Here is a 26,639-nt window from a genome sequence, read left to right as displayed (position 1 = left end):
GGGTCATGTATGTTGGTGCCCATGTTAGTATAAGAGGCGGATATAGCGGAGCAGCAAAAGCAGCACTTACGATGGGGGCTAAAGCTTTTCAATATTTCCCGATGAATCCGAGGAGTCTATCAACGAAAATAGTAAATGTGCGGGAAGCTGCATCCTGTGCGGAATTTTGCCGTGAGCATGATATGCTGTCTATAGGACATGCGCCGTACCCGTTGAATCCTGCGACAGATGCTGCTGAACGCGATTTAATGGCGAGCTTGATTAAGAACGGACTCGAGATCACGGATGCGTGTGGATCTGTCGGTCTGGTGGTGCATTTTGGGAAATATGTTGGAAAAGACCCGTTACAAGGATATAAAAATATAATACAATGTTTGAATAGCGCCACTCAAGGCTATGAGGGGGCGTCTTTCATTTTGCTTGAGAATCAAGCTGGTGAAGGCTCTCAGCTTGGACTTACGTTGGAAGAGATGGTTCAGGTGCGGAAGCTATGCCAGCATCCAGAGAAAATTGGCTTCTGTTTGGATACGTGCCATGCTTTTGCTAGCGGTCTATGGCGCAGCCATGGATGGGCTGAGCTGGAGGCTAAGGGCAAAATTCTTGATTATTTCCCCCATTTGAAAGCCGTTCATTTGAATGATTCCCTTCATCCTTTTGGCTCGCGCAGAGATCGTCATGCGAATATTGGAGCGGGATATATCGGTCTTGAAAATTTTGGACAGCTGCTGTCTTCTTCCTTTTTAAGACATATTCCTGTTGTTCTCGAAACGGGAAAAGGGAGCAACGGCACTCACTCTGAGGAAATTGCTCTTGTAAAAACTTTATTCAGTAACGCTGACTGACGAATCGCATGAACAGGAAGGGAAGGAAATCCGCTCATGATTCATGTATACTTAGACGATATGCGTCCTTGTCCTCAAGGATTTACGCTAGCTAGAAATATACAGGAGTGTTTGCTGCTGCTCGAAGAATGTGAAATCGATATTTTATCGCTAGATCATGATATGGGGTGGTCTACCGAGCAAACAGGTATGGATGTTGTCGTCTGGCTAGTTCAGAAGCGGAAATTCCCGCGGAACATATATATTCATACCTCCAGCCAGGCTGCTTGTACAGCTATGTACCAAATGCTGTATACCGCCAAACCTGATGAGATGAACATCTATCCTCACCGTATCCCGGACGATTTGCTGCTGCAAATTGCTCAAGGAACATACAAGAGTGAACTGTAATTAGAAAGGGATGTAGCCTGATATGATTCATTTATCGCATATTCATTTTATTCGAGGCGAACGACATATTTTAAATGATGTGAATGTACATATTAATCCAGGTGAACACTGGGTATTGTTAGGTCGTAACGGATCAGGCAAAACAACGCTGCTTGAAATGATGAATGGTTACGAATTCCCAAGTCGGGGAACCGTAGACGTGCTGGGTAACCGTTATGGACAATGTGATGTGAGGGAAATTCGCAAGAAAATTGGTTATATATCTCAATCGCTAATGGAAAAACTAAATCTAAGCGATCCTGTAATTGAGGTTGTCGCTACCGGCGAGTATGCTTATCTTAGATTTTATCAGGAGATCCCACAAGAAGTTTTGGATCGTGCAATGGTTATGCTGGAGCGGGTACGAATTCCTCATTTAGCTCATCAAACTTTAGGCAGTTTATCGCAAGGTGAACGGAAGAAAGTAATGCTTGCAAGGTCCTTAATGATGAAGCCTTCCCTTCTAGTTTTGGATGAACCTGCTGCTGGTTTGGATTTATACGAGAGAGAACGCTTTTTGAGAGATGTGAATGAACTTAGTAAACAGGATATTACGGTCGTCTATGTGACTCATCATATTGAAGAAATTATTCCGTTAATTACGCATGTTGCCATCATTGAACAAGGGGAATTAATTGCTGCTGGGCCTAAGAAAGAGGTGCTGACGCCGGAAAATATCCGTAAAGCTTTTGACGTGGATATTGCTTTGGAATGGTTTCAGGATCGACCGTGGATTAAGGTTTTGGATTAAAGTAGATAAAGGATGCGGCTATGACACTAATTACAACATATATTGGCTCTTCGAATCACGGGTTTGCGCAGTACGCGCAGGATGAAATCCGTAAATTATTTCCGCTGACCAAGTTCACATTACTGGTGCCAACTGAAGTTTTTTTATTCGAAGTGCCCTCAGGTACGGAAGATGCAATAACACTAATTAAAGAGCAGGAACCCATTTTTCTAAGACATATTCAACCAGTTTTTCAGGAATGGGAAATCACTGGAACTGAAGCGGATCTTGAACATCTAAAAGGATGGTTAAAAAATGCACATGCAGAAGGGCTTATTCACGCAGGTGAGAAAATAGCCATCCAAGTGCGTAAAGAAGAGCGTGCAGATGTTCCTTATGCGCCATTTACAGTCAAGGCTGCTTTAGATGACATACTTGTTTCAGAGGTTCATGCTGAACCGGTCGTTCGTTATGCCGACCAAATTATATCCATCTACATCCATGCGAAAAAACTGTTTGTTGGACTTTCTAAGCCAGCAGATAATTTGTCTGATTGGTCAGCCGGAGCCATTCGATTTATGAAGGAAGAGGACCAAATTTCACGCGCCAAATTCAAGCTTTTGGAGGCGGAGCAGCGATTTGGAATTGATTTTAGCGTCGCTAGAACCGCACTTGATATCGGAGCCGCTCCAGGTGGCTGGACTTCGTTGTTGTTAGAGCGCGGTTTGAAGGTTACGGCCATAGACCCTGCGGCGATGAGTCCGAGGCTGCTTGGCAACCCTAATCTTAAGATTTATAAGAAAAATGCAAGCGATGTGAAGCTGCGGGATCAAGAGTTTGACTTGCTTGTTTGTGATATGAGTTGGGACCCCCGGCAAATGGGACGTTTGGTCGCTGATTTGCTGTACGCACTGCAAAGTGGCGGCACGGCGATTATTACGGTCAAGTTGATGCATAAGAAACCGTTCCAAACGGTTCGCGATATTTTACGAATTCTTGAGCCTTCTCTTTTCCTGCTTAAAGCAAAACAGCTGTTTCACAATCGCGAGGAATTGACCCTATATTTGCAAAAGATGTAGTATTTTTGGAAAAAAGTATAGATTTCTCTCTAGGCCCCTCTTATAATCAAGGTAATTATTACCTGATTTGAAGGGGGTTTTTTTATCGTAAGCCGTAAGAAGAATTGGATTGGAACCTGTATCGGTAGAAGATATCGCATGGAATCCTTGCTAGGGCAAGGGGGGATGAGTCAAGTTTACTTAGCAGAGGATCTGAAGCTGAAGGGGAAGAAGTGGGCTGTTAAAGAAATACTGCCGATTGAACAAGAGGGAGCATCCTTCCTGGAAGAAGCAGAAATGCTCGCTAGGCTTCATCATCCTCAACTGCCGCAGTTGGTTGATTATTTTACAACGGAAGATGGAACAGGATTTTTGGTTATGGATTATATTCAGGGACCAACGCTGCAAGATTTATTTGAAGAAAAAGGACGGGAGCTACCCACCGCCAAAATCGTCCAGATCGCTTTTCAGTTATGTGATATGCTGCATTATCTGCATACGTTCCAGCCTCGCCCGATTATTTACCGGGATCTCAAGCCCTCCAATATTATGTTGAACGAGCAGTCGCAAGTTCGATTAATTGATTTTGGCGTTGCGAGACATTTCACACAAGGCAAACAGACCGATACGATGCAAATGGGGACGATCGGTTTTGCTGCGCCTGAGCAATTTATGGGCTTACAGACCGATGCGCGTTCCGATTTATATTCGCTTGGTGCCATGCTGTATTACTTATTAACGGGTGGTCAGTACGCCTATCTCACTCATAAATCTTTAGATCAATTAAGCCCTCAGCTCCCGGAAACACTTACTTCTACGGTACGATTACTACTGCAAGAAAATCCTCAGTACCGCTGTCAATCCGCCATGGAAGTGAAGATGAGACTTCGTTCCATGTCCCCCGATCCCGGACACACTACGGATATTCAGAATCCTTCTAATCCATTGCTGCCACAGGATAAATTAATTGTTGTCGGAGGTCTTTTTGCTGGTGTCGGATCGACATTCCTGGCAGTTACTCTGGCTAGAATTTTAAATGCTATCCAGATCCCTAACGCTCTTGTTGAACAACCAACCATCGAACCTGACTTGTACATGCTTTTATACGGTGATCTGAAAGCCCCTAAGTCCTACAAATTTGCTGCACATTCTCTGAGGGAACAAGATCAAAGCCTATCACCTTCTGCCTCATGGGATAAAGGGTGCTCGACATGGTTCCCTGTTCATCCTGACGGCTTTCATGGAGCTTGGCAGCCCGCAGACTCTTTTAAGCTTCTGCACACGATCAAAAAGCCAATCGTCCTATGGGACGTATCGACGCAGTGGGAGCATCCTTCCGTACAAGAACTCTGCCATAGTGCTGATGAAATTATCGTTGTCCTCGACGCATCCCCAGGGAAATGCAATCGACCCAGCTCGCGTGCGCATTTCGAACGATTTGATTCCTATCAGCAGCGTGGGAAAAAAGTGCACTATATTGCTAATGGCAGCATGCAAAATCACTTTCATCAAGAATGGCTGGCATCGCTTCCTGCCACTCCGTTGTGCACATTGCCTGAATTGCCTAGAGCCGAAGTCATGCGCGCAGTTTGGAAAGGAGAGTGCATGCAGGATCGTCCTGAGATGCTAGAACAATTAATGACAGCATTGTCTCCACTAATTAAGGAAATCCTACCAGGGAATCGCTTGAATGTTATCGAGAGCAAGAAGCCGAAGCCGTCCTTATTTTCAAAATTAAAAAAGATTAGCAATCGTTAAGTTATAACCAATTTTGACCAAACGAATGAGAAATATGCTATGATATTTCATGATTAAAACAAGCTAGAAAGTAAAGGGGAATTAGTAATGGAAAAAAGATTTGCCAGAGAATCCAGATGCTTCAAAACATCACGCATTTTCCCGACCGATGTGAATAATCACAACACGTTGTTTGGTGGAAAACTGATGTCCTACATTGATGATATTGCTTCGATTGCTGCACATAAACATTGCCGGAGATCCGTTGTAACTGCCTCAACAGATTCGGTTGACTTTTTGTATCCGATCCACACTTCGGATTCTGTCTGTTTGGAATCATTTGTGACTTGGACGGGGAAAAGCTCGATGGAGGTTTTTGTGAAAGTCGTTACGGAGGATCTGAAAACTGGGGCTAGAAAAATTGCCGCGACTTCCTTTCTGACTTTTGTTGCTTTAGATGATAATAAAGTGCCGGTCGAGGTGCCACATGTGATTCCGGAGACAGAAGAAGAGACAAAACTGCATGAATCGGCGCCGCAACGTGCAGAAATGAGACGCCTTCGCAGAGTTGAAAGTAAAAGGCTGGCTGGGTTTTTCACGATGAAGTATCCTTGGGAATAAAAAGGATTGATTTTTCAGTGAAATGTGGTACAATTTGGATAAATTATTGGACGAGCGGAAGCACCGCTGATTTTGGAGATCATCTCTCTGAAGTCGGCGCGTGCTTTTTTGTTTTTCCAGAGCGAGAAGGAGGATGATGCTTTGAAAGCTGCAACTACGATTCGCCTAGCGATCGTACTCGGGGTGATTAGTCTTGTGTTAATCGGCAGCGGATTGTATAACCAATTTTCTTGATTTTAGATCGTATAGGAGGGGGTCTGGATGAAAAAGTTTCAACTCTATGTATTAGATGATGATGAGGAATATGCGTAGCGACTAGCTTCCTTTATACGTGCCTCTGAGTTCGGAGAACGAATGCAGGTGAAGCTGTTTTCGAAATTAGAATTGATTTTAGAAGTACTTGAGACTCAGCAGGCAGTAGGTGTGCTATTAATGTCGGAGACGTATTATCGGCTTCTATTGAACCGAAGAACTAGCCTTCATAAGATGATATTAAGCGAAACGATTGCGAACTCGCTGGATGCAGAAACGAAGGTTCCTTTTTTGTACCGGTTTCAATCCTTGCACCATTTACTTACACGACTTCAGGCCTTCTATGCTGAAAAGCTGAATGAGGAGAGAAGCAGCCACGGGGCAAATAGAACCAGCGTCGTCTCCGTCTATAGTTCAAGCGGAAATACTGGTAAGACCATGACTGCTATCCATCTAGCCAAGCAGCTTTCTTTTCGTGGCGAGCGAGTTTTTTATCTAAGCCTGGAATCCGTAAGCTCAACTTCACTATGGCTGATGGGGGAAACAGGACGATTTTCACAGTTAATTTACTACTTGAGAAGTTCGCCTGGATTACTAGGGCCTAAGCTGCAATTACTCAAGTCTTTTGATCCGCAGCTGCGATTTGACTATTTGTCGCCTAATGATCAGATCAGAGAAATGCAAGAATTAAGCGGAGAGCAGACTCGAATTCTCATTGAAGCCCTTATTTCTTTGAATGAATATGAGTACATCATTATAGATCTTGAAGCATCTGTGCATCCGCGAATTGTGAAAGGATTGGAGGTCAGCGATCATATCATTTGGCTTGTTCGGGATGATTTGAATGATGTTTATAAAACGAAGGTGCTTTATAAGCAGTTGGGTGCACTGCAGAACGTTCATTTTGTTATGAATAAGTATATAGGCATTCAAACGAATGATTTCTCTGAGATCGGCCGTGATATCTCTTTTAACCTTCCTTATATCCCAGAGTGGAAAAGTTTTAGAACCCCAGAGCAGATGTGGGCATCAAGTTTATTCTCGGAACAAGCCTATGAGATGGCAGCCAATCTTTTTATTAGCAAAAGAAATTCTTCTTCAATATCAGAAGGGGCTGCAGCTTCATGAACCAAAGTCAATTTTTGACGTTGAAGCAACAGATTAAGGAAAAGCTTGATCTTTCAAGCACGATAAGCGATACCAAACTGATGGAGCTTATTGAAGAAGCCATTTTTCTTGCATCAACGGAGGATAAATGGACATCGAACGAAATACATGCCTCCGTCAAACGCATGTTTGATTCATTTCGAGGTTTGGATATCCTGCAGCCGCTTATCGATGATCCGTCTGTTACTGAAATTATGGTTAATGGGCATGAGCATATATTTTTCGAGCGTAGAGGAGCAGTTGAGCAATATTCGTACGCTTTGGAAAGTGCGGAGAAGCTTGAGGATCTTATTCAGATGATTGTGTCTAAAGTGAATCGGATTGTTAATCAATCAACGCCGATTGTCGATGCCCGGCTGCAGGATGGCTCGAGGGTCAATATTGTGCTTCCGCCAGCTTCTCTGAGCGGACCTACGCTGACAATTCGTAAATTTCCAGAAAAACCGCTGCTTATGGAAGATCTGATCCAGATGGGGAGTATCTCTGTGGAGGCCGCAGAAGTTCTTCAAGTGTTGGTTGAGTCCGGATACAACATCTTTATTGGAGGTGGTACAGGATCGGGAAAAACGACTTTTCTAAATGCGCTAAGTGCGTGGATTCCCGCTCATGAACGTATTATTACGATTGAGGATTCGGCAGAGCTTCAGATACAAACCGTACCCAATTTGGTCAGAATGGAAACCAGAAACGCGAATACGGAGGGACGAGGTGAAATTAGCATTCGGGATCTAATTCGTGCGTCGCTCAGGATGCGCCCGAATCGTATTATTGTCGGGGAGGTTCGTGGCGCAGAGGCACTAGATATGTTATCGGCGATGAATACTGGTCATGATGGAAGTTTGAGTACGGGCCATGGCAACACATCAATTGATATGCTAAGCAGACTTGAAACGATGGTTCTAAGTGGCGCTTTACTGCCTATTGAAGTTATTCGCAAGCAAATTGCATCGGCACTAGATGTGATGATCCATATCAGCCGCATTCGTGATCGAACCCGAAAGGTGACTGAAATCCATGAAGTTATTGGTATTAAGGAGGGGGAAGTTCAGCTGCTTCCGCTGTTTCTATTCGAAGAGAGAGGGGATGTAACAGACTCTAAGGTCATCGGAGAGCTTACGTATACAGGCAATCCACTGCACAGCATGCACAAAATACGAATGGCTGGCAAAAAACTGCCAACTTGGTTTTCACACGGAAAGGGTGAGTGTGAGGCTAAATGAAAATTATATTTCTTATCCTCCTCGTGGGGACACTTAGTTGGATGCTTCTATTGTACCTGGAACGACGCCGACTAAACAGCAGCACTGCCGAGAAGAAAGCAAAAATTCCCGATACGCAACAACCCCGTTCCATCAACACGTTAGTTGACTACCATCTCTATCAATTGACCCCTCGTGAAAAACTGAGCGCGATTCTTATGCTTGCTTTACCTGCTTTTATTGTAGGGTACATTTTCTATAAAAGCTTCGTTCTTGCTGCCGCATTTTCAGCAGTAGGGCTAATGTTTCCCCGCATTCGCAAACAACAATTAATTCATTTGCGTAAAAATAAACTGTTTGTTCAATTCAAACAAGCACTAAGCTGTTTATCCTCTTCCATGGCGGTAGGCAAGTCTATTGAAAGTGCCTTCCAAGAAACTTTAGATGACTTAAAACTGCTATATCCTGACCCTGCCTGCTTAATTGTGATTGAATTCAGCGTTATCTGCCGAATGGTTGAGAACGGCGAGCCCATTGAAGCAGCGCTGAAGAACTTGGCGGAACGCAGTCATTTAGAGGATGTAATTAGTTTCACGGATGTCTTTCTTACCTGTAAGCGGACTGGTGGAAATCTGGTAGAGGTGATGAGGCGTACAGCAACTGTCATTGGAGAAAAACTTGAGATCACTCAGGATATAAGCGTCATGATTGCGCAGAAACGGTTTGAGTCGAGGGTTCTATTGTTTGCCCCGATCGTCATTGTAGCTGTACTTGCCTTTTCATCGCCAGAGTATATGCAGCCACTCTATACAGGGAGCGGGATCCTCATCATGAGTGCGAGTTTACTCTTGCTAGGCGGATGTTTTATGCTCACTCAAAAAATCATGAATATTAAGGTGTAACATGTGGATCACTATTTTGCTCATACTCGAAATACTGGCAGTTCTCATTTTGTTGTTGTGGGGACGCAAGCGATATGCAGATATAATTACCGCTTACCCGTATCCCTTTCGTAATAAATTCCTATTTCCTTGCAGTTATTTGCTAGTTGATCAATTGAGCCTGATGGAAAAACTGCCGGATTTCACTTCCAAAATCCACCATAACTTAATTAAGCTGCATGGGAGAAGTTTATCAGCCTATGGGAGTAAATGGTTTTTTGCTGAGATAATATCGATGAGTTTACTCTGTGTCGTGATTGTCACGCTTTTCTCGGTCCTTGCAGGTGGGGATGCATCGCTTTTGGGTTTTGGTTTCATCGTTGCGATTGTTGTTCCTTTGCTCATGGCGCGCGATTTGGAAGTGAAAATTAGGAAGAAACAACTTCTGATGATCATGGAATTGCCTGAAGTTTTGAGCACAATCGTGCTGCTCGTCAATGCAGGTGAAACCGTCAATCGAGCATGGATTCGCTGCGTCGAAGTTAGACCTCATAAAGCGCAATCACCGCTATACATAGAGCTATCGCAAGCAGTTCATGAGTTGGAAATGAATGTCTCATTTTCAAAAGTGATGGAAGATTTTAGTAAGCGCTGTGCACTGCATGAGGTATCATTGTTTACTTCAGCCATCCTGCTTAACTATAAACGAGGAGGAAGTGATTTCGTCGCGGCACTCCATTCGCTTTCCTTGGAGCTTTGGCAGCGCAGGAAATCGGTTGCCCGAACACTAGGGGAGGAAGCTTCCTCTAAGCTTGTTTTTCCCATGGTACTTATTTTTGTCGTAGTGATGGTGATTGTCGCCATGCCTGCCTTACTGATGATGAAATAATGGAGGTTAGAAATGATGAGAAGCATGATGGAAGGGTTGAAATCATTTTGGAAAGAAGAAGACGGACTAGGTACTTTAGAAATTTTATTGATTGTTGCTGTGCTTGTTGCCATAGCAATCATATTCAGAAAGTGGATAGTTTCATGGTTCCAGAAGCTGATTGGGGATGCCAATTCTGACCTCAAAGACAACAGTGCAGTGGCTCCATGCGCGCCAAGTCCAACGACTAGCTGTGCGCAATAGCCGAGGACAACGCTTTAGAGATGGTGAGCAGGGAAGCTTTACATTAGAAGCGTCCCTAGTGTTACCTCTCATATTATTTTGTACAATAACCCTGCTATTTGTTAGTTTATACGCTTATCAAAAAGTGTATCTTCAGCAAATCGCTAGAACTTTAGCCGAACGGCTAACTTTTACTTGGGACAACAGCCATAAAGATCTGGTGACAGGAAACTTTAATCCCTTGGAGACAGACGGTCTCTACTTTCGACTTACTCAAAACCAAGTCTCCGATTTATTCGGAAGACTGGTATCTAGCGAATCCGCTGAGATAGCACTTCCAACGGGAGCTGCTAGTGATCTCGTAGAGAGAAAGCTGGCTAAATCCTCTGAGTTGCTGCCTCAAGGTGTGACGGGTTCAGCAAAGTTTTCAAATTTTATTTTAGACCAACAAATCGAAGTGAAGCTTCATAAAGCTTTTCATGTATCTCCGGTTATGAGCAGGTGGTTCAAGGCTAATCAAACAGGCGGAAGTGCTGTCTCACATGTCGTGGAACAAGTTGAGCTTATCCGATTAACGGATATTACACGGACTTATTTTAAAACGATAAAGGATCGGATTTCTCCTCAAAAAGCGAGAGAGGCACTCGCAGAACCTACCCAAAGTGATCTGTCAGGTCCGAGTATATCGATAAAATCGGAAAGGCAGGCCGCGGCATATTTGCGATCTTTGGTTAATGGCTCTGAAGTCGTTTTGACAACTGAGTCTGGTAAAAGTAGAACGATTGACGCTTTGGATGCTCGCGGGATCGGCCATCAAGCCTTTTATAGTTTGACAGAGGCTCAGCTTCGGATGGAGCAGCTACCTAAAGATCTCGAGCTTATTCATCAAGGAACACAAGTGAAGGGTGTGGTCTGGCATTTTTTCAAAAAAGATGCCGGCGGCAAAGGTATGCCCTCCAATGCTTTTCGAAAAGAGCTTGAGCGGAAAGGAATCGTCGTTGTCATTCATAACTAGAATGGGGGGAGTTTTTGAAGAGATTCGTTCGATCAGAGAGAGGAGCCGTTTCCGTCTATCTGATTCTTATCATTGTGCCGGTCTTTTTATTTCAAGCGGTACTCATTGATTTTGCAAGAATTAAATTAGCGGAAAAAGAGACGGAATCAGCGGTCAAGGCAGCTACGCGCTCGGTTATGTCATCTTTTGATACAAATCTTCAGGCGATGGGCTTATACGGGCTGGGGATTCCGCAAGAGAAATCAGAGGAAGTTTTTCGAACCGTTTTTGCTAATAATTTGTCTGGGCAGGTATCGTCAGGAGCTTTTCATTATGTGGATACTAGGCCGATAGATCAGGGAGAGCGTGTTACACCCGTGTACTCGTTAGCAAGCCATGAAATTTTTGAGCGTCAATTACTAGAAGATATGAAGATTAAGGCGCCAATCGAGTTCACACTAGAGATTACGGATAAATTTCGCAAAACAGGGACGAAGGCTCCCTTTCAGTTTGGAAGCCAATTTTCTAAGGAGGCAGCTGAGCTAGAGAAGCTAATAGATCAGAGAGAGAAGCAGCTAGATGAAGCATGGCAGAGCAGTGAAGAGCTGTATCGTAAAACGAGCATATACCACACCTATTATCAATCGCGGATTGCAGAATTGGACAGTTTAGCGTCACAAATTGGCATCCATACCGTAGATGAAGTGCGAAATGAAATCGTTCAGGTGGAAAGTCAGCTGCATTCTGTTCAAGCATCGATAAGAGACTTGGATATGTCCATTGCTGCGATCAGTCAAGCGGGCCCAGGCGGCTTGGCTGGCATGCAAGCCATCTTGGAATCTCGTCAGGCATTAGGGATCCAAGCGCAAACATTATCTCAAAAGCTGAATGATCTCCAAAATCTGCTGCAATTAATTATCAAATATGTGGCACTCCTTGCCGCAACGAAGCTTGAAGTTCTGGCAAATACCAAAGAGATTGGGGTATTACAACAGACAATTGAACCAACATTACGCACGGCAAAGCAGCGTAACGATGAAATACGTACGAAGCTTAAAGGGATTACTTCACTCCCTAGCTCAGGGGATGCGGCGACAAGTGCGAATGAAGTTTTTCAAAGTGTTCCTGTCATGGGGGATGAATACTTTTACGTGTACCAAACAGCTATTGCAAGAATTACAGCGTTATTTACAGCTTTTCAAGAGTTAGTGGGCTCTGTACAGCTGTATACGGCTGAAAATACAAACAAAGCTAATCTAGCCAATGATGCTTACTGGACGGAATCGCAAGATTTTTATCAAAAGCAAAGCGTTTTAGAGAGAACGAGGATGGAACAAAATGGGGTTATCTCAGCAAGTAAACAGCAGCAAAAGAGTAAGATTCAAATGATCTTGGATCAAGCGAAGCAATCGATCGGCGGGTGCAGCTTGGTGAATGCTCAGAGTAGTGATGATGAGCTTTATGAACGTCTTCAAGGTTCTGATTCACAATCAACGTCATCCCCCAAAGGTTTCTATCAGAAGTATCGGGAAGCAAATGCGCAGGAAGCCGCTATCGGCAGCGAAATTGCTTATGATCTAGAGAAATCTGAGCCTGTGAGCCTAAAGGCAATGGATATGCTTGAAGCCTTCAATAATGCGGCCGAGGTGATGCGTAATGAGCTTTATGTGAATGAATATGCACTTACAAAATTCAATTACCGAACGATTGCTTTAGAAAAGGATCAAACTGGCAATCCCAAAGTTTCAAACGAGCGTGCAGATCCAAGATCTCACTTGTTAGCTAACCAAGAGGTAGAATACTTGCTGTATGGATTCTCCTCATGTCCAGCGAATATTTCATCGGCTTATGCGGAAATGTTCTCACTTCGACTGGCCATTCGCACAATTGAAGCTCTCCTTGATCCTAAAAAGGAACTGCTTAATCTGGGCTCACCGCTTCTAGTACTTTTGGCTGCAGCAGCAGAGGGGGCTGTTCTGGCTTTCCAAGACATGACAAAGCTTGTGAAAGGAGAAGCTGTAGAGTTATCTGCAAAACTTGCAGCCCCAGCCTTAAGCTTGACATACAAGGATTACTTGCGGGTCTTCATGCTCATACATAGCAATAATACAAAGCAAATGGCTAGAATGCAGGCGCTCATTGAGCTCGAAACCGGAAAGGATTTAATGCAAGCTTCGACCTACATACAGGGTAATGCCTCAAGTGATATTAAGTTGTGGTTTATTCCTCAGATCATGAAGCTGTTAGATGGGAGTAGGCTATTAGGCTGCAAAGTGACAGGGAATCGGTGCCAATTTACTAGTGCAGCTGCAGTAGCGTATTGAATGTTAGGAGGTGCAAGCATGCTACATAAGTTTTGCAGTGAACAAAAGGGAGGCATCGTATTGGAAGCTGCTTTAATACTGCCTTTCTTCCTTGCCTTTGTTGTAGGTCTTGTCATTTGTATTCAAATCGCATGTCTAGAAATGGCACTGCAAGCCGGTGTGTCTGAAGCAACGAAATCGATAGCTGGCCAGCTTTACCCAGTAAGGCTTCTCGTGCAAGAAGCTAAAGTGAAATTCGAGCAGAGCAGCCCAGCAGAAATAATGAATTCAGCCATTGACTATGTTCATTCTGCCCGAGAAAAAGTGTCTAACACGGAGAGTTTAGCAGATGAGTATGCCGCATATATTCCTGAACCACTGCTTGAATTAGTTAAATGGGAGAAAGAGAAACGGCTGCAAGGTGAAGAGTTAGTAGATGAGGAGAAAAATGATCTCTACGAGCAGCAAGTTAAACCCCGCTTACATGCTGTGTTTACACCGATTGTTTACGCTTTTTGTGATCACTCAACTGTACAGAGAAATAACTTTAAAGTTATTTCTGTAACACTCCCAAGTCTGTATAGCGAGGGCGATGCTTATTTTGGAATTGAGGCGGAAATATCGTATCGACTTCCGATCCCGTTTTTTAGTCAAACGATTATTTTGAAAAAAAGGGCGTTTGAACGGGCATGGGTAGGTGCCTGAATGCCTTATTAGATAGAGGAGGGCTTTGAATTCATTATTTATTACTGATCTTTATTACGATTGCTTTTGTTACTGATGTACGAAGAGCGGTAATTCCCAACAAATTAACAATCTGCGGAGCGATCATAGGAATAATTTTGAATGTGTCAGTAAGCGGATGGAATGGGTTAACTTTTTCGCTCATAGGTGCAGGAAGTGCATTTATTGCGATGCTCCTACTCTATCTTGTCGGTGCTTTAGGGGCAGGGGATGTTAAGTTGTTTACCGCTATAGGCGCGATGATGGGAATCAGTTTTGTTTTCCAATTGATGCTATATGCCATACTCTGTGCTGCATTGATAGGGCTTATTTTACTAATGATGCACAAACAAATGGAGGCTACGGGTCAGAAGCTGGTGAAGTGGCTTTTTTCAATCGTCGTGTTACATGATCTGAACATCGTAATGGGGATGAAGCGTGATCCTAATATCAAGTTTCCGTTTATGTATGCGGTTATGCCAGGTGTCGCATTGACCTGGTATTATTCGTTTATTTGAGAAGAGGTGAGCCCGTGACAGAGGAAGTATTCGGACTGCGCTATGAATTTGTATATCAGCATGGTCATTATATGAGGCTCTTTAAAGACAATGGGGAGGGTTTGGCAGCTGATGCCCTCTCAACTTTGCAAATTAAGATGCTTGATGCCAACACAATTCCCAACATGCTGCCGCTCGAAATCCAAGAGGTAGATAATCGAGTAAGCTTGTTTTATCGTTTATCAGCTAAGAGAATGCTGGCTCAGGTGCTTAAGGTTGAGGAGCTTTCCAAGTGCCATTTCGCTAAGCTCATGTATGCAATTGTGTGCGTTATCGATGAAAGTAAAAATTACATGCTGCATGAGATGGGATTTGTTCTGAAAGATAATTTCATCTTTATCGGCAGCGACTGGTCTGATGTATGTTTGACGTATGTGCCAATGGAGCAAAGTATAGAGGGAGGGACCATACACAATTCTATTCTGGATTTAATGAGGCAGATCAGTTCGAAGTTGAAGGACGAAACAAGGCAAGATCTAGATGCTTGGATAGACACAGACGCATTGTCGAGTACGCAACTTCTTCAAGATTTCAAAATAAACCTGTTGAAGCTTATGGATCAGCAACCTCCCGTTCTAGAGGGGCTGCCAAAACCGATTTGGAAGCATAATACGATGAACAAGCCGCTCAACACAACCGGCCCTGCAGACGAGTTACCGTTACCAATCCATTCGAAAATATTGGATATGAAACAGGATTTAAACAATGGTCAAACGGCCGCTTTTACCCCAATCACACAGAGATCGCAAATAATTGTCCTTATTGGTGTCATACTCGTAGCGGCGTTTCTCTGGCAGCATTATGTATCTTCTCCTTCAACTCCATCGCTGCACCTGTCAGCAGGAATAACTATTTTATTAGCAGACGTATGGTTTGTATTCAAATTTCTTGGGCTGCCGCGGTACAAAAGTGTTAGAGAAAAGCAGGTGTCGTTCTTTTCCGATAAACCAGAGAAGCATATTGAGAGTAAGAGAGAGACGTCTACGGTAACCAATGTTGAACCTCCGGACATACAAAGTCATTATCAAAATTTACATATGCATACAACATTAATTCAAAATAACGCTAGGAATGCGACTGTTTTTCTTGGGAATCTTAAGATCAAAACAGAAGGCCCTAGGCTCGAAATTCAAATTCAGGGTATGCCTAAATCAGTGCCGATCCTTAGCGAACATTTCACGATTGGCCGAGGAGATACGAATTTAAAAGCAGATTACGTATTGGAAGAAGCAGGTGTTTCTAGAATACATGCTGAAATAACAAAATGTGATCAGGGCTACGCTCTGAAGGATACAGGCTCCACAAACGGAACGTCTCTCAATGGAGAAACACTTGTTACCTATCAATCTTACTTATTAAAAGATGGCGACGAGATTCAGATTGTGTGCCAACCCATGATATTTCGATATTGAAAATTTAACTATTTCCTGTCTAGCTCTAGCAGTGGTATAATAAGAAGTCACGAGTATGTGCGATTTTTTAACAGACAGGAGTTTAGATTTTTAACATGAGTCTTTTGACGATAGAGGATTTGAGCCACAGTTTTGGGGATCGAACATTATTTAAAAATGTTTCCTTCCGACTACTGGCAGGCGAGCGCGTTGGCATAGTTGGAGCAAATGGTGTGGGGAAATCCACATTGATGAATATATTGACCGGGAAACTATTGAAAGATACAGGGAAAGTAGAATGGACGCCAAGAATTAAGTACGGGTATTTGGATCAGCATTCGGTACTAGCGGCAGGCAGGACGATTCGCGATATTTTACGCGATGCCTTCCTACCTCTTTTTGAAGAAGAGAAAGCGATGATGGCCATTACCGAAAAAATGGCGGATGCTTCGCCGGAAGAGCTGGAAGTTCTTCTTGAGCAGATGGGCGAGATTCAGGAACGTTTGGAAATCGGCGACTTCTACTTGCTGGACGTCAAAATTGATGAAATGGCAAACGGACTTGGCCTTAATGCAATTGGGTTAGACCGTGATGTGACGTCGCTAAGCGGTGGACAGCGGACCAAAGTTCTTTTGGCCAAGCTGCTCTTGGAGAAGCCAACCGTGCTGCTTTTGGATGAGCCTACGAACTATTTGGACGTTGAACACATTGAGTGGTTAAAAATGTACCTCAAGGATTATCCGTTTGCATTTATGCTGATCTCACATGATACGGAATTCATGAATGAGGTCGTTAACGTGATCTATCATTTGGAATTTACGAAGCTGACTCGTTATACGGCGAACTATGAGAAATTCCTGGATATGGCGGAAATGAACAAATCGCAGCATATCGATGCTTATGAGAAGCAACAAGAGTACATTAAGAAACAGGAAGACTTTATTGCTCGCAATAAAGCCAGGGCTTCTACTTCTACGCGCGCCAAAAGCCGTCAGAAACAGCTAGAGAAAGTGGATCGAATCGAAAAGCCAGAAAGTGCGATGAAACCCACGTTCATATTTAAGGAATCTCGGACAAGTGGTAGAATCGTATTTGAGGCAGAAAATTTGGAAATTGGATACGACCGTCCGCTTTTACCGAAAATGAATGTGACGATTGAACGCGGCGAGAAAATTGCGATTGTTGGCTGCAACGGTGTGGGGAAATCTACACTGCTCAAAACCATTTTAGGGAAAATCGAGCCATTCAGCGGCAAAACGTATCAAGGCGATTACTTAAGCCCAGCTTACTTTGAGCAAGAGGTAAAAGCGCCAAATATGACACCGATTGACGATGTTTGGAATGAGTTTTCTTCCATGAATCAGAATGAAGTCAGGGGCGCTCTAGCAAGATGTGGTTTGAAAAATGAGCACATCACGCGTGCCATGAGCATGCTCAGCGGGGGAGAGCAAGCCAAAGTGAGGCTTTGCAAGCTGCTGATGAGAGAAAGCAACTGGTTGTTGTTCGATGAGCCGACAAATCATTTGGACGTTGTTGCCAAAGAAGAACTTCAAAGAGCTTTGATCGCTTACAAAGGAACGGTTTTGCTGGTTTGCCATGAACCGGAATTTTATGAAGGTTGGGTAACTAGAGTCTGGGACGTGGAAGAATGGTCTGCCAAAGCAAAAGTAACGAATTAACCAATTAGGAGGAAATATCCAATGTTAACTCATGTTGTGTTTTTTAAGCTCAAAGATCGCAGTCCTGAAGCCGTGGAAATAACGAAAGCAGTTCTTACGAATATGGAAGGGAAAATTCCAGTATTGCGCCATATTGAAGTAGGGACAGATATTCTTCATTTGGAGCGTTCGTATGATATTGCTTTAATTACAAAATTCGATTCTTTAGAAGATTTAAAAACATATGACACTCACCCTATTCATGAAGGCGTGAAGGCTCATATGAAGACAGTACTTGATGGGACTTCCATTTGCGTTGATTTTGTAAGCTAATTGGGTTTGAAAAACATAAGGGAACAGTGTAGTATCCTTAGAAGGGGTTAGCATTGCGGTTTATGCCGCTAGCGCAGCTAAAATTCCTAGGCTGCACTGTTTTTTGTGTGTTTATAGGAATCTAATAATTTTATAGAAAAGGGAGGAATCCCGAGTGAAATCCAAACTAAATAAAGCTTATATGACGGAAGTACTCGAGATGCTGCTGCGTACACCAAGTCCGACAGGTTATACGCACCACATTATGAAAAAGGTAGAACAAGAAGTGAATAAGCTTGGTTATGAGCTTACATATACGAATAAGGGCTGCGGCATTGTGACGGTTCCAGGTGTCCGTAATGACCGGGTTATTGGTATTTCTGCGCACGTGGATACTCTTGGTGCGATGGTTCGTTCTATTAAAGAGAACGGAACGCTTAAGATCACTTCATTGGGCGGATTCATGATGGGCGCAATTGAGAATGAATATGTTCAAATTCATACACGCGACGAACGCGTATATGATGGGACGATTCTCACTTCGAGGCCATCTGTACACGTGTATGAAGATGCTAGAGAGTTCAAACGCGATGAAGCCAACATGGAAGTGCGCATCGATGAGCTTGTAAAGTCCAAAAAAGAGGTTCAGGATCTTGGTATCCGGGTTGGGGATTACATTTCCTTCGATCCACGTGTTCAAGTGAAGGGAAATGGCTTCGTGAAGTCCCGTCATTTGGATGATAAAGCGAGTGTAGCTTCGTTATTTGGTCTGCTAAGGTTAATCAAAGAAGAGGGCTTAAAACCGCTCTTTACAATTAAATTGTTTTTCTCCAATTATGAAGAAGTTGGACACGGGTCCGCTTTTATTCCAGAAGATATTACAGACTTTATTGCTGTTGATATGGGTGCTCTTGGCGATGATTTGAGCGGCAGCGAGTGTGATGTCTCCATTTGCGCTAAGGATTCGTCTGGTCCTTATGATTATCATATGACTTCTAAAATGATTGAGCTTGCCGAGAAGCTGGAAATCGGCTATGCGGTTGATATTTATCCAAGGTATGGCTCTGACGCCTCGGCCGCGCTCAAAGGCGGACGCGACATTCGCGCCGCGTTGGTAGGTCCTGGTGTGCATGCGTCACACAGCATGGAGCGGACGCATATGGATGCTGTAGTTAACACAGCAGCACTTCTTGCAGCTTACGTCATGGAGCCTGTGGAAGCATGAATATTTTGAGTGCAGTCAATATTACCAAAACCTTTGGCGACAAAGTTTTGTTCGATGACATCAACTTCACGGTGAACGAGAAGCAGCGCATCGGTCTCATCGGCGTGAACGGCACAGGCAAGTCCACGCTGCTGAAGCTGCTAGCGGGACTGGAAACAGCGGATCGCGGCAAGCTCGTGCACGCGAACCATTTCCGAGTGGAATTCTTGCCGCAGAACCCGGAGTTCGATCCGAACTCCACGGTGCTTGAGCAAGTATTCCACGGCGACACGCCGCTCATGAAGACGCTGCGCGACTATGAGCTGGCCCTTGCTGAGCTGGAGCTTGATCCCTCCAGCGAGAAGAAGCAAGCGCGGCTGTTCACAGCCCAGTCGCGCATGGATGAACAAGGTGCCTGGGAAGCCAGCACCTTGGCCAAAACCGTGCTGATGAAGCTAGGCATCAGCGAGTTCGACAAGCCCGTCGGCCTGCTGTCCGGCGGGCAGCGCAAACGCGTCGCCATGGCGCGCGTTCTAATCCAACCCGCTGATCTGCTCATCCTGGATGAGCCGACGAACCATATTGATAACGAGACCGCTATCTGGCTCGAAGAATTCCTCGGCAAGTGGCGCGGCGCGCTGCTGCTCGTTACCCATGACCGGTACTTCCTGGAGCGGGTCACGAACCGCATCCTGGAACTGGACCGGGGCAAGATCTACAGTTACGAGGGCAACTACGAGGCGTTCCTCGAGAAAAAGGCGGAGCGGATGGAGTCCGAAGCCGCCAGTGAAGATAAGCGGCAGAACCTCATGCGCCGCGAGTTGGCTTGGCTCCGTCGCGGCGCGAAGGCGCGCACGACGAAGCAGAAGGCGCGCGTGCAGCGCGCCGAGGAGCTGCGGGACCACAAGGTGGACGGTCCCGGAGATAAGCTAGACATGGCGCTGGCTGGAAGCCGCCTTGGCAAGAAGGTGATGGAGCTGGAAGCCGTCACCAAAGCTTTCCCAGGCGGGAAGACGCTGCTCAGCGGCTTCAACTACATCGTGATGCCGAAGGATCGCCTCGGCATCATTGGCCCTAACGGCAGCGGCAAATCGACGCTGCTGAACATGCTTGCCGGGCGCATCCAGCCCGACAGCGGGACGATCGAGACCGGCCAAACCGTGAAACTCGCGTATTACACGCAAGAAACGGTCGAGATGGATGAGAAGATGCGCGTCATCGACTACATCAAGGAAGCGGCTGAACTGATACGGACGTCAGATGGCGAGACGATTCCTGCTTCGCAAATGCTCGAGCGCTTCATGTTCTCTCCCACACTGCAGTGGTCACCTATCGGGAAGCTGTCAGGCGGAGAGCGCCGAAGACTCTACTTGCTGCGTACGCTCATGGGAGAACCGAATGTACTGCTCCTCGACGAGCCGACGAACGATTTGGACATTCAAACGTTGACCATACTGGAAGATTATCTGGATAGTTTCCCAGGGGCCGTTATTACCGTCTCCCATGACCGATACTTTTTGGATCGCACGGTTACGCATCTGTTTGCTTTTGACGGCCAAGGAGGAATCGAGCCTTACATTGGCAACTACTCCGATTATTTGGAGGAGAAGCAAGAGCAAGAAGAGGCAGAGCAGGCACGCAAAGAATTGGTGCGACAAGCAAGCAGCAATGCCAGCACTGGCAAAGCAGCAGCCAATAGTTCCGCAGCCTCAAGCGGCTCAGCGAATACAAACCGTCCTAAGAAGCTAACGTTCAAAGAGCAGAAGGAATGGGATGAAATCGAGGGTACGATTGCCGCTTTGGAAGACAAGGCGGCAAGCTTGAAACAGCAGATCGAAGTGGCTGGCAGTGACTTTGACCGCGTTCGTGATTTGTATGAGCAGGAGCAGCAAACAACAGCCGATTTGGAAGCAGCAATGGAAAGATGGACTTATTTATCCGAGTTGGTAGAAGAAATAGAGCGAAATAAGTTATGATAGAAGAAACTACAATAAAGGCAGGTATGTATTCCACATGATTAATGTTAATAACGTGACACTTCGTTACGGCAAAAGAGCGCTTTTCGAAGACGCTAATATTAAGTTTACTCCAGGTAACTGTTACGGACTAATTGGCGCGAACGGTGCAGGAAAATCCACATTTCTAAAAATTCTTTCCGGTGAAATTGAGCCGAACACAGGCGAAGTATCTATCACGCCTGGTGAAAGAATGGCAGTCCTGAAACAAAACCATTACGAGTTTGACGAAATTGAAGTTTTGAAAACCGTTGTAATGGGTCATGCTCGTTTGTTCAAAATCATGGAAGAGAAGGATGCGTTGTACGCAAAAGCAGATTTCTCTGAAGAAGATGGCATGAGAGCTGCTGAGCTCGAAGGCGAGTTCCAGGATCTAGATGGCTGGCAGGCGGAGTCCGATGCGGCAGAGCTATTGATTGGTCTAGGCATTCCAACTTCCTTGCATGATACGAAGATGAAAGACCTCGACGGCAACGAGAAAGTTCGTGTTCTCTTGGCGCAAGCGTTGTTCGGCAATCCGAACATTTTGCTGCTCGATGAGCCTACCAACCATTTGAACTTAGAGTCGATTCGCTGGCTGGAAAACTTCCTTTCTCGTTTTGAAGGCACCGTTATCGTTGTATCCCATGATCGTCACTTCCTGAACCAAGTGTGTACACACATTGCGGATATTGATTTCGGTAAAATTCAAATGTACGTGGGTAACTATGATTGGTGGTATGAATCCAGTCAATTGGCCCTCAGACTTGCAAGAGATGCGAACAAGAAAACAGAAGAAAAACGTAAAGAACTGGAAGCCTTTATCGCTCGATTCAGTGCGAACGCCTCCAAATCCAAGCAAGCTACTTCCCGTAAAAAACAACTGGAGAAGCTTACTCTTGAAGATATTCGTCCTTCCAGCCGTAAGTATCCGTTCATTCACTTCAAAGGCGAACGTGAAGCTGGCAAACAGCTGCTAGCTGTTGAGAGTATCTCCAAAACGATTGATGGCGTCAAAGTACTGGATAATATAACGTTCACGCTTAACAAAGGGGATAAGGTCGCGTTCGTCGGGCCAGACGGTATTGCCAAAACGACGCTTTTCAAAATCCTCATGGGTGAGATGGAAGCAGACTCGGGCACGTATACATGGGGAGTTACGACTTCGCAAGCGTATTTCCCAAAAGACAGCCAAGATTATTTCAATTCCGATTTAAACTTGGTTGATTGGCTTCGCCAGTATTCCAAAGATCCGGATGAATCATTCCTGCGTGGTTTCTTAGGACGTATGTTGTTCTCAGGTGAAGAAGCTTTGAAGAAAGCTAACGTTCTCTCCGGGGGAGAAAAAGTACGCTGCATGTTCTCCAAAATGATGCTAAGCGGTGCCAATGTTCTCATTCTTGATGAGCCTACCAACCACTTGGATCTGGAATCCATCACAGCGCTCAATAACGGCCTTGTTGATTTCGACGGTACGATGTTGTTCGTTTCCCATGACCATCAGTTCATTCAAACGATTGCCAATCGCGTTATGGAAATTACGCCAAAAGGATTCATCGACAAAATGCTTACGTATGATGAATACCTGGAAAGCGAAGATGTGAAAAAATTGCGCGAAGCTCAATACGCGTAAGACCAAATGAAAAGCGCCCTGATGTATAACTCTCAGGGCGCTTTTGCCTACATAGCTCTAGCTTCCGCCAGTACGACGGCGTTGATTATTTACTTTTTTCGTCATTTGACTTTTGGCACTTTGGTTGGCGTTGCCCGCTTGTTTAGGGTTTGCACGTGCTGCGGCTTGATCCGCTTTCTTCTGAGCTAACTTTTGTTTGATCGCATCCGCTAGGCTTACTTTCTTAGGACCTTGTTGTTCGTCCAGCTGATCTTGTGGCTTGTCTGACATAGAAACACCTTCTTTACCGTGATATGTTACTAGTATAATCGAATCAAACAAAAGATGAAAGAAGGTGTGAACGATGTTTGACCCAACGATCTATGACAACATTAAAGTAGTTCTAGAAGGAGCCGTCTACGATTTGGATTTGGATGGCAAAATTATTATTACACGCCGGGAAGATTTAGTGGATCTATCCTCGATGTCCCGAACGTATGCAATTGAATTTGCAAGAAAGATCGATAAGCCAAGCAAAGCTGAAATAAATTTACATGTTCATTTAAGCGATTTGGCTGCTGAAATTTTAGAAAATCCTACAGCAAAGCCAGGCTGTACACTGACAATTAAGCTATTCACGAAAGTTAAGAACCCGGATATTGAATGCAAGCATATCGAAGAGCAGTTAGGTCTTATTTGGGAGCATCGTCCGCAAATCACACAACTTCTTTCTTACAAATACGGCATTTTTCCGATAATTTATCATAATCAGATTACGCTTTCATTCGGCAGAAAGATCGATGAGAGCCATTTGGATGATTTCCCGCATCTTATCGGTTATGCGGCTGACAGTTTGACTTGGTTAGATGAACGAGGAGGTTAGCATGAAGGAGCTGTCTCAACAAGAATTGTTAGAGATCGTTAGCAGGCTGGAGGAGTCCTTTGCTGTATTTCTATACACGCCATTCTGTGGGACATGCAAAGTGACAGAACGTATGTTAGAGATCATCCTGACAATGCAGCCTTCTTTGCCGCTTTATAAGAGCAACATTAATTTTCTACCGCAAATTAGCCGTGAATGGCAAGTGACCAGCGTGCCATGTATCGCTATATTTGAACAAGGGCATGACAAACAATTGGTTTACCGCATGCAATCGGTGGATGAGCTATATCGCAAATTGCTGCCACTGAGCAGCAAGTAACTAATAGGAGATGATAAGAATGAGCAGCTTTCAAATTGGGGATCACGTCATTGCTGAGTATAAGACTGGGGTTTATTATGGTGAAGTGGTGGAGATGTCAAGCACAATGAAAGCGGCAGTCCGCATTTTGGCTGTAAAAGAACATCCAACACAAGGGGATTTGCATAATCCGATGGATCCAAACGTAGCTTTTTTTCATCAAAGACGGGCATTGTCGTTTCAGGAAATTGCTTTAATGCCGATTTCAACGATACGTTCATACGCAGGTGCTATTCCTGACTATCAAGTATCACTGGAGAGAGCGCTTATGGCTCAAATCTCTAAGCTGTCGGAAATGGAAGCATGGGCTAGGCGCTCTCTTCAGGAGCTTAGTCAGCTGCAGAAGGAATATTTCCCAAAGTCGACTTAAGAAACTTCTAAATACAATTTTGTGCCGTCGTTATACTTAAAAATAGCGACATCACCAATGATCTCGATCAGCGAGATCATTTTTAATTTCCGGCGAAACTCAAAGTGGAGTTCAAACTCCTTCAGCTTACTGGACAACAATTCCATATGTGAACTGCGATGTGTGAAATTAAGCACGGGAATGGATTTGTTTTTGAATTTAATGGTAACTGCTTGCATGTTAAGCCCTCCTTCACGTCTTCCATCTGGAAAATGGACCAGTTGGTCTACCTATTTAGGATACATTTCAAATGTTAGGTATGTTTGAGACAAACTATTAAAAAAGTTTTAGTATCTTATTATATGTAAAGAATAGCGAGAGAGGGCTAGTTCCTCCAATAATCTTTTGAAATTAATCGGGGTACCCGTCTGCAAAAGACTGATCTGAGCGATAGATTGGCGGTTGCGGGGAAAGATAAGCACAATTATAATAAGAAAGATTGAAATCAAACATGTTTTGGGGGGATTTAAATGACAGCAGGAAAACCAATCCGTATCGGTATAATCGGTTCCGGAAACATCGGAAATGTACATATGGAAGTGTTGAAAAAAGTGCCTGAGGCAGAAATTGCCGCGGTCACAGATGTGTACTTACCGCTTGCAGAGGCTAGAGCCAAGCAATATAACATTGAGCGGGTATATGAGAGTTCGGACAAGCTGCTCGCTGACCCAAGTATTGATGCGGTTGTTATTGCTGTATCCAATGAATGGCATGCACCTATCGCCATCCAAGCCTTAGAAGCAGGTAAACATGTCATGCTGGAAAAGCCTATGGCGCTAAATCTCGAATCGGCTAGACAAATTGTAGAAGCAGAGCGCAAGGCAGGCAAAGTGTTGATGATTCCACACCAACTGCGCTGGGAGGTCCTTTCACAAGCTGTCAAACAACAGGTTGAAAAAGGAGCGCTAGGCCATATTTATCATGCTAAAGCAGGCTGGATGAGACGTAAGGGAATTCCCGGTTGGGGAACCTGGTTTACGCAGATGGGAAAATCCGGCGGCGGACCGTTAATTGATCTAGGTGTGCATATGTTAGATTTATCGCTCTATTTGATGGGGAATCCGAAACCGGTTTCGGTTTATGGGGCAACTTATGCGGAATTTGGTCCACGCAAGAAAGGGATCGGCTCCTGGGGGACACCGAACTGGGATGGGCAATATGATGTAGAAGATTTGGCTACAGCGCTAATTAAGCTCGATAACGGTGCAACCCTATCGCTCGATGTAAGCTGGGCCGCACTAATCGAGACAGATAGCCAGCCTTATGTTCAGCTGCTTGGTTCCGAAGGAGGCGCTTCGATTCGCGGAACAAAAGGGAAGCTTCTCGCGGAAATGTTTGACCGCGAAGCTGATGTGGATTTGACTGTGCCAGAGCTCGACGAAGGACCTCGTGTGCGCATGATGAGACACTTCCTATCCTGCATCGAAAGCGGTCAACAACCAATAACCTCAGTCATGACGGGGTATACGAATAATTTAATTCTAGATGCGATTTACCAATCCTCACAAACCGGCAATGAAGTTAAATTGAATTGGGACATCGAGTAGACAGGGGCTGCAGCAAGTGAATTGGGAGTTGTTTAGTATCATCGGTACGATTGCCTTCGCAGTGAGTGGAGCGATTGTTGCGATGGAAGAGGATTATGATATTCTAGGGGTCTATGTTCTTGGACTCGTAACAGCATTCGGCGGAGGTGTTATTCGAAATTTACTGATTGGCAAACCCGTTGTCTTGCTGTGGGAGCAAGGGCTTTATTTTCAAATCGCGTTATTTGCAATGACCTTGGTCTTCTTGATGCCGGTCAAATACATTCGGGTATGGAAGACGTGGGAAGCTTTCTTTGATGCTATCGGCTTGGCAGCCTTTTCTATTCAAGGCGCGTTCTATGCAACGAATATGGGGCATCCGCTAAGTGCTGTAATTGTGGCTGCTGTTTTAACAGGGATTGGCGGCGGAATGGTCCGAGATGTACTGGCTGGTCGTAAGCCACTTGTGTTGAAGGACGAAATTTATGCCGTATGGGGTATGCTGGCTGGGGCATTGGTTGGTTTGGGCTGGTCGCAAGGAGCTTGGCAGATATCCGTGCTTTTTGCACTTATCGTCATTTTGAGAATGTTATCCGTGTTTTATAAATGGAAGCTGCCTAAACGTTCTTTGCGCAATGCGATGGTGGAATCAATTCGTAGATCAGACTCATAGCCTAATGTTAGGTAA

The 26,639-nt window shown here is 44.6% G+C and carries 28 protein-coding genes; 26 read left to right on the top strand and 2 right to left on the bottom strand.

Annotated features, from left to right (window positions below; all coding sequences use genetic code 11):
* The first annotated feature begins 5 nt into the window (after positions 1 to 5).
* The 21 genes from AC58UW_RS11630 to AC58UW_RS11530 all read left to right on the top strand — a co-directional run bounded on the left by AC58UW_RS11630 (position 6) and on the right by AC58UW_RS11530 (position 22,796).
* Entirely contained in the window at positions 6 to 842 is an 837-nt protein-coding gene (locus AC58UW_RS11630; RefSeq protein WP_497420826.1) for a deoxyribonuclease IV, read from the top strand.
* A 36-nt stretch (positions 843 to 878) separates the two neighbouring features.
* Positions 879 to 1,232 (top strand): cyclic-phosphate processing receiver domain-containing protein, encoded by a 354-nt coding sequence (locus tag AC58UW_RS11625; protein WP_497420825.1) that lies wholly within the window; start codon positions 879 to 881, stop codon positions 1,230 to 1,232.
* Between the two features lie 22 nt (positions 1,233 to 1,254).
* Entirely contained in the window at positions 1,255 to 2,022 is a 768-nt protein-coding gene (locus AC58UW_RS11620) for an ABC transporter ATP-binding protein (RefSeq protein WP_497420824.1), read from the top strand.
* 20 nt (positions 2,023 to 2,042) lie between these two features.
* On the top strand, positions 2,043 to 3,080 hold the full coding sequence (locus AC58UW_RS11615; RefSeq protein WP_497420823.1) for an SAM-dependent methyltransferase: 1,038 nt from the start codon (positions 2,043 to 2,045) through the stop codon (positions 3,078 to 3,080).
* Between the two features lie 138 nt (positions 3,081 to 3,218).
* Positions 3,219 to 4,817 carry a protein kinase domain-containing protein gene (locus tag AC58UW_RS11610; RefSeq protein ID WP_497420822.1) on the top strand — a complete coding sequence of 533 codons (1,599 nt, stop codon included), beginning with the start codon at positions 3,219 to 3,221 and terminating at the stop codon, positions 4,815 to 4,817.
* A gap of 87 nt (positions 4,818 to 4,904) precedes the next feature.
* Positions 4,905 to 5,417 (top strand): acyl-CoA thioesterase, encoded by a 513-nt coding sequence (locus AC58UW_RS11605; protein ID WP_497420821.1) that lies wholly within the window; start codon positions 4,905 to 4,907, stop codon positions 5,415 to 5,417.
* A 360-nt stretch (positions 5,418 to 5,777) separates the two neighbouring features.
* Entirely contained in the window at positions 5,778 to 6,797 is a 1,020-nt protein-coding gene (locus AC58UW_RS11600; protein ID WP_497420820.1) for a P-loop NTPase family protein, read from the top strand.
* Positions 6,794 to 8,056, top strand: a complete 1,263-nt coding sequence (locus tag AC58UW_RS11595) for a TadA family conjugal transfer-associated ATPase (RefSeq protein ID WP_497420819.1) — start codon at positions 6,794 to 6,796, stop codon at positions 8,054 to 8,056. The genes AC58UW_RS11600 and AC58UW_RS11595 overlap by 4 nt, the downstream gene beginning before the upstream one ends.
* Positions 8,053 to 8,937, top strand: coding sequence for a type II secretion system F family protein (locus tag AC58UW_RS11590; RefSeq protein WP_497420818.1), 885 nt, complete (start codon positions 8,053 to 8,055; stop codon positions 8,935 to 8,937). Before AC58UW_RS11595 ends, AC58UW_RS11590 begins: the two co-directional genes overlap by 4 nt.
* A gap of 1 nt (position 8,938) precedes the next feature.
* The gene (locus tag AC58UW_RS11585; RefSeq protein WP_497420817.1) at positions 8,939 to 9,805 is read left to right on the top strand and encodes a type II secretion system F family protein; all 867 of its coding nucleotides are present in this window, start codon (positions 8,939 to 8,941) and stop codon (positions 9,803 to 9,805) included.
* A 15-nt stretch (positions 9,806 to 9,820) separates the two neighbouring features.
* On the top strand, positions 9,821 to 10,048 hold the full coding sequence (locus tag AC58UW_RS11580) for a Flp1 family type IVb pilin (protein ID WP_497420816.1): 228 nt from the start codon (positions 9,821 to 9,823) through the stop codon (positions 10,046 to 10,048).
* 124 nt (positions 10,049 to 10,172) lie between these two features.
* Complete coding sequence (locus AC58UW_RS11575) at positions 10,173 to 11,042, top strand: TadE/TadG family type IV pilus assembly protein (protein WP_497420815.1); 870 nt, start codon at positions 10,173 to 10,175, stop codon at positions 11,040 to 11,042.
* 14 nt (positions 11,043 to 11,056) lie between these two features.
* Positions 11,057 to 13,345, top strand: a complete 2,289-nt coding sequence (locus AC58UW_RS11570; protein WP_497420814.1) for a TadE/TadG family type IV pilus assembly protein — start codon at positions 11,057 to 11,059, stop codon at positions 13,343 to 13,345.
* An 18-nt stretch (positions 13,346 to 13,363) separates the two neighbouring features.
* Positions 13,364 to 14,029, top strand: a complete 666-nt coding sequence (locus AC58UW_RS11565; RefSeq protein WP_497420813.1) for a TadE/TadG family type IV pilus assembly protein — start codon at positions 13,364 to 13,366, stop codon at positions 14,027 to 14,029.
* Positions 14,030 to 14,058: 29 nt separating this feature from the next.
* Positions 14,059 to 14,565, top strand: a complete 507-nt coding sequence (locus AC58UW_RS11560; protein WP_497421188.1) for an A24 family peptidase — start codon at positions 14,059 to 14,061, stop codon at positions 14,563 to 14,565.
* Positions 14,566 to 14,579: 14 nt separating this feature from the next.
* Entirely contained in the window at positions 14,580 to 16,016 is a 1,437-nt protein-coding gene (locus AC58UW_RS11555) for a DUF6382 domain-containing protein (protein WP_497420812.1), read from the top strand.
* A 95-nt stretch (positions 16,017 to 16,111) separates the two neighbouring features.
* The gene (locus AC58UW_RS11550; protein ID WP_497420811.1) at positions 16,112 to 17,674 is read left to right on the top strand and encodes an ABC-F family ATP-binding cassette domain-containing protein; all 1,563 of its coding nucleotides are present in this window, start codon (positions 16,112 to 16,114) and stop codon (positions 17,672 to 17,674) included.
* A gap of 21 nt (positions 17,675 to 17,695) precedes the next feature.
* The gene (locus AC58UW_RS11545) at positions 17,696 to 17,986 is read left to right on the top strand and encodes a Dabb family protein (protein ID WP_497420810.1); all 291 of its coding nucleotides are present in this window, start codon (positions 17,696 to 17,698) and stop codon (positions 17,984 to 17,986) included.
* A 181-nt stretch (positions 17,987 to 18,167) separates the two neighbouring features.
* Positions 18,168 to 19,190, top strand: a complete 1,023-nt coding sequence (locus tag AC58UW_RS11540; RefSeq protein WP_497421187.1) for a M42 family metallopeptidase — start codon at positions 18,168 to 18,170, stop codon at positions 19,188 to 19,190.
* A complete protein-coding gene (locus tag AC58UW_RS11535; protein ID WP_497420809.1) occupies positions 19,187 to 21,145 on the top strand; it encodes an ABC-F family ATP-binding cassette domain-containing protein in 1,959 nt (652 codons plus the stop codon). The genes AC58UW_RS11540 and AC58UW_RS11535 overlap by 4 nt, the downstream gene beginning before the upstream one ends.
* 37 nt (positions 21,146 to 21,182) lie before the next feature.
* Positions 21,183 to 22,796 (top strand): ABC-F family ATP-binding cassette domain-containing protein, encoded by a 1,614-nt coding sequence (locus AC58UW_RS11530; protein ID WP_497420808.1) that lies wholly within the window; start codon positions 21,183 to 21,185, stop codon positions 22,794 to 22,796.
* A 57-nt stretch (positions 22,797 to 22,853) separates the two neighbouring features.
* Here AC58UW_RS11530 and AC58UW_RS11525 read toward each other — a convergent pair whose 3' ends face one another.
* The gene (locus AC58UW_RS11525; protein ID WP_497367107.1) at positions 22,854 to 23,066 is read right to left on the bottom strand and encodes a hypothetical protein; all 213 of its coding nucleotides are present in this window, start codon (positions 23,064 to 23,066) and stop codon (positions 22,854 to 22,856) included.
* A 73-nt stretch (positions 23,067 to 23,139) separates the two neighbouring features.
* Here AC58UW_RS11525 and AC58UW_RS11520 point away from each other — a divergent pair, with 73 nt between their 5' ends.
* From AC58UW_RS11520 to kapB, 3 genes are read left to right on the top strand one after another with little or no spacing between them, the layout of a single operon-like run.
* Positions 23,140 to 23,658 (top strand): hypothetical protein, encoded by a 519-nt coding sequence (locus AC58UW_RS11520; RefSeq protein ID WP_497420807.1) that lies wholly within the window; start codon positions 23,140 to 23,142, stop codon positions 23,656 to 23,658.
* 1 nt (position 23,659) lies between these two features.
* Positions 23,660 to 23,977, top strand: a complete 318-nt coding sequence (locus tag AC58UW_RS11515) for a thioredoxin family protein (protein WP_497420806.1) — start codon at positions 23,660 to 23,662, stop codon at positions 23,975 to 23,977.
* A gap of 19 nt (positions 23,978 to 23,996) precedes the next feature.
* Entirely contained in the window at positions 23,997 to 24,386 is a 390-nt protein-coding gene (gene kapB / locus AC58UW_RS11510; RefSeq protein WP_497420805.1) for a kinase-associated lipoprotein KapB, read from the top strand.
* On the opposite strand, the gene AC58UW_RS11505 is transcribed toward kapB, so the two are convergent.
* On the bottom strand, positions 24,383 to 24,604 hold the full coding sequence (locus AC58UW_RS11505) for a hypothetical protein (RefSeq protein WP_127451768.1): 222 nt from the start codon (positions 24,602 to 24,604) through the stop codon (positions 24,383 to 24,385). The genes kapB and AC58UW_RS11505 overlap by 4 nt on opposite strands.
* Before the next feature lie 291 nt (positions 24,605 to 24,895).
* Here AC58UW_RS11505 and AC58UW_RS11500 point away from each other — a divergent pair, with 291 nt between their 5' ends.
* Both AC58UW_RS11500 and AC58UW_RS11495 read left to right on the top strand, forming a co-directional pair.
* Positions 24,896 to 25,972 (top strand): Gfo/Idh/MocA family protein, encoded by a 1,077-nt coding sequence (locus tag AC58UW_RS11500; RefSeq protein ID WP_497420804.1) that lies wholly within the window; start codon positions 24,896 to 24,898, stop codon positions 25,970 to 25,972.
* A gap of 16 nt (positions 25,973 to 25,988) precedes the next feature.
* On the top strand, positions 25,989 to 26,624 hold the full coding sequence (locus AC58UW_RS11495; RefSeq protein ID WP_497420803.1) for a trimeric intracellular cation channel family protein: 636 nt from the start codon (positions 25,989 to 25,991) through the stop codon (positions 26,622 to 26,624).
* Positions 26,625 to 26,639: the final 15 nt, after the last annotated feature.

This window comes from Paenibacillus sp. J22R160 (genome assembly GCF_059692135.1).
Note: the sequence above shows the minus strand (reverse complement) of the source record. Positions and strands in the feature narration are given on the sequence as shown.

Bases quoted from the DNA above. Each gene is read 5' to 3' on its own strand.
- AC58UW_RS11630 (WP_497420826.1), top strand. From the start codon at position 6: ATGTATGTTGGTGCCCATGTTAGTATAAGAGGCGGATATAGCGGAGCA.
- AC58UW_RS11625 (WP_497420825.1), top strand. From the start codon at position 879: ATGATTCATGTATACTTAGACGATATGCGTCCTTGTCCTCAAGGATTT.
- AC58UW_RS11620 (WP_497420824.1), top strand. From the start codon at position 1,255: ATGATTCATTTATCGCATATTCATTTTATTCGAGGCGAACGACATATT.
- AC58UW_RS11615 (WP_497420823.1), top strand. From the start codon at position 2,043: ATGACACTAATTACAACATATATTGGCTCTTCGAATCACGGGTTTGCG.
- AC58UW_RS11610 (WP_497420822.1), top strand. From the start codon at position 3,219: ATGGAATCCTTGCTAGGGCAAGGGGGGATGAGTCAAGTTTACTTAGCA.
- AC58UW_RS11605 (WP_497420821.1), top strand. From the start codon at position 4,905: ATGGAAAAAAGATTTGCCAGAGAATCCAGATGCTTCAAAACATCACGC.
- AC58UW_RS11595 (WP_497420819.1), top strand. From the start codon at position 6,794: ATGAACCAAAGTCAATTTTTGACGTTGAAGCAACAGATTAAGGAAAAG.
- AC58UW_RS11590 (WP_497420818.1), top strand. From the start codon at position 8,053: ATGAAAATTATATTTCTTATCCTCCTCGTGGGGACACTTAGTTGGATG.
- AC58UW_RS11585 (WP_497420817.1), top strand. From the start codon at position 8,939: ATGTGGATCACTATTTTGCTCATACTCGAAATACTGGCAGTTCTCATT.
- AC58UW_RS11580 (WP_497420816.1), top strand. From the start codon at position 9,821: ATGAGAAGCATGATGGAAGGGTTGAAATCATTTTGGAAAGAAGAAGAC.
- AC58UW_RS11565 (WP_497420813.1), top strand. From the start codon at position 13,364: ATGCTACATAAGTTTTGCAGTGAACAAAAGGGAGGCATCGTATTGGAA.
- AC58UW_RS11550 (WP_497420811.1), top strand. From the start codon at position 16,112: ATGAGTCTTTTGACGATAGAGGATTTGAGCCACAGTTTTGGGGATCGA.
- AC58UW_RS11545 (WP_497420810.1), top strand. From the start codon at position 17,696: ATGTTAACTCATGTTGTGTTTTTTAAGCTCAAAGATCGCAGTCCTGAA.
- AC58UW_RS11540 (WP_497421187.1), top strand. From the start codon at position 18,168: ATGACGGAAGTACTCGAGATGCTGCTGCGTACACCAAGTCCGACAGGT.
- AC58UW_RS11535 (WP_497420809.1), top strand. From the start codon at position 19,187: ATGAATATTTTGAGTGCAGTCAATATTACCAAAACCTTTGGCGACAAA.
- AC58UW_RS11530 (WP_497420808.1), top strand. From the start codon at position 21,183: ATGATTAATGTTAATAACGTGACACTTCGTTACGGCAAAAGAGCGCTT.
- AC58UW_RS11525 (WP_497367107.1), bottom strand. From the start codon at position 23,066: ATGTCAGACAAGCCACAAGATCAGCTGGACGAACAACAAGGTCCTAAG.
- AC58UW_RS11520 (WP_497420807.1), top strand. From the start codon at position 23,140: ATGTTTGACCCAACGATCTATGACAACATTAAAGTAGTTCTAGAAGGA.
- AC58UW_RS11515 (WP_497420806.1), top strand. From the start codon at position 23,660: ATGAAGGAGCTGTCTCAACAAGAATTGTTAGAGATCGTTAGCAGGCTG.
- kapB (WP_497420805.1), top strand. From the start codon at position 23,997: ATGAGCAGCTTTCAAATTGGGGATCACGTCATTGCTGAGTATAAGACT.
- AC58UW_RS11505 (WP_127451768.1), bottom strand. From the start codon at position 24,604: ATGCAAGCAGTTACCATTAAATTCAAAAACAAATCCATTCCCGTGCTT.
- AC58UW_RS11500 (WP_497420804.1), top strand. From the start codon at position 24,896: ATGACAGCAGGAAAACCAATCCGTATCGGTATAATCGGTTCCGGAAAC.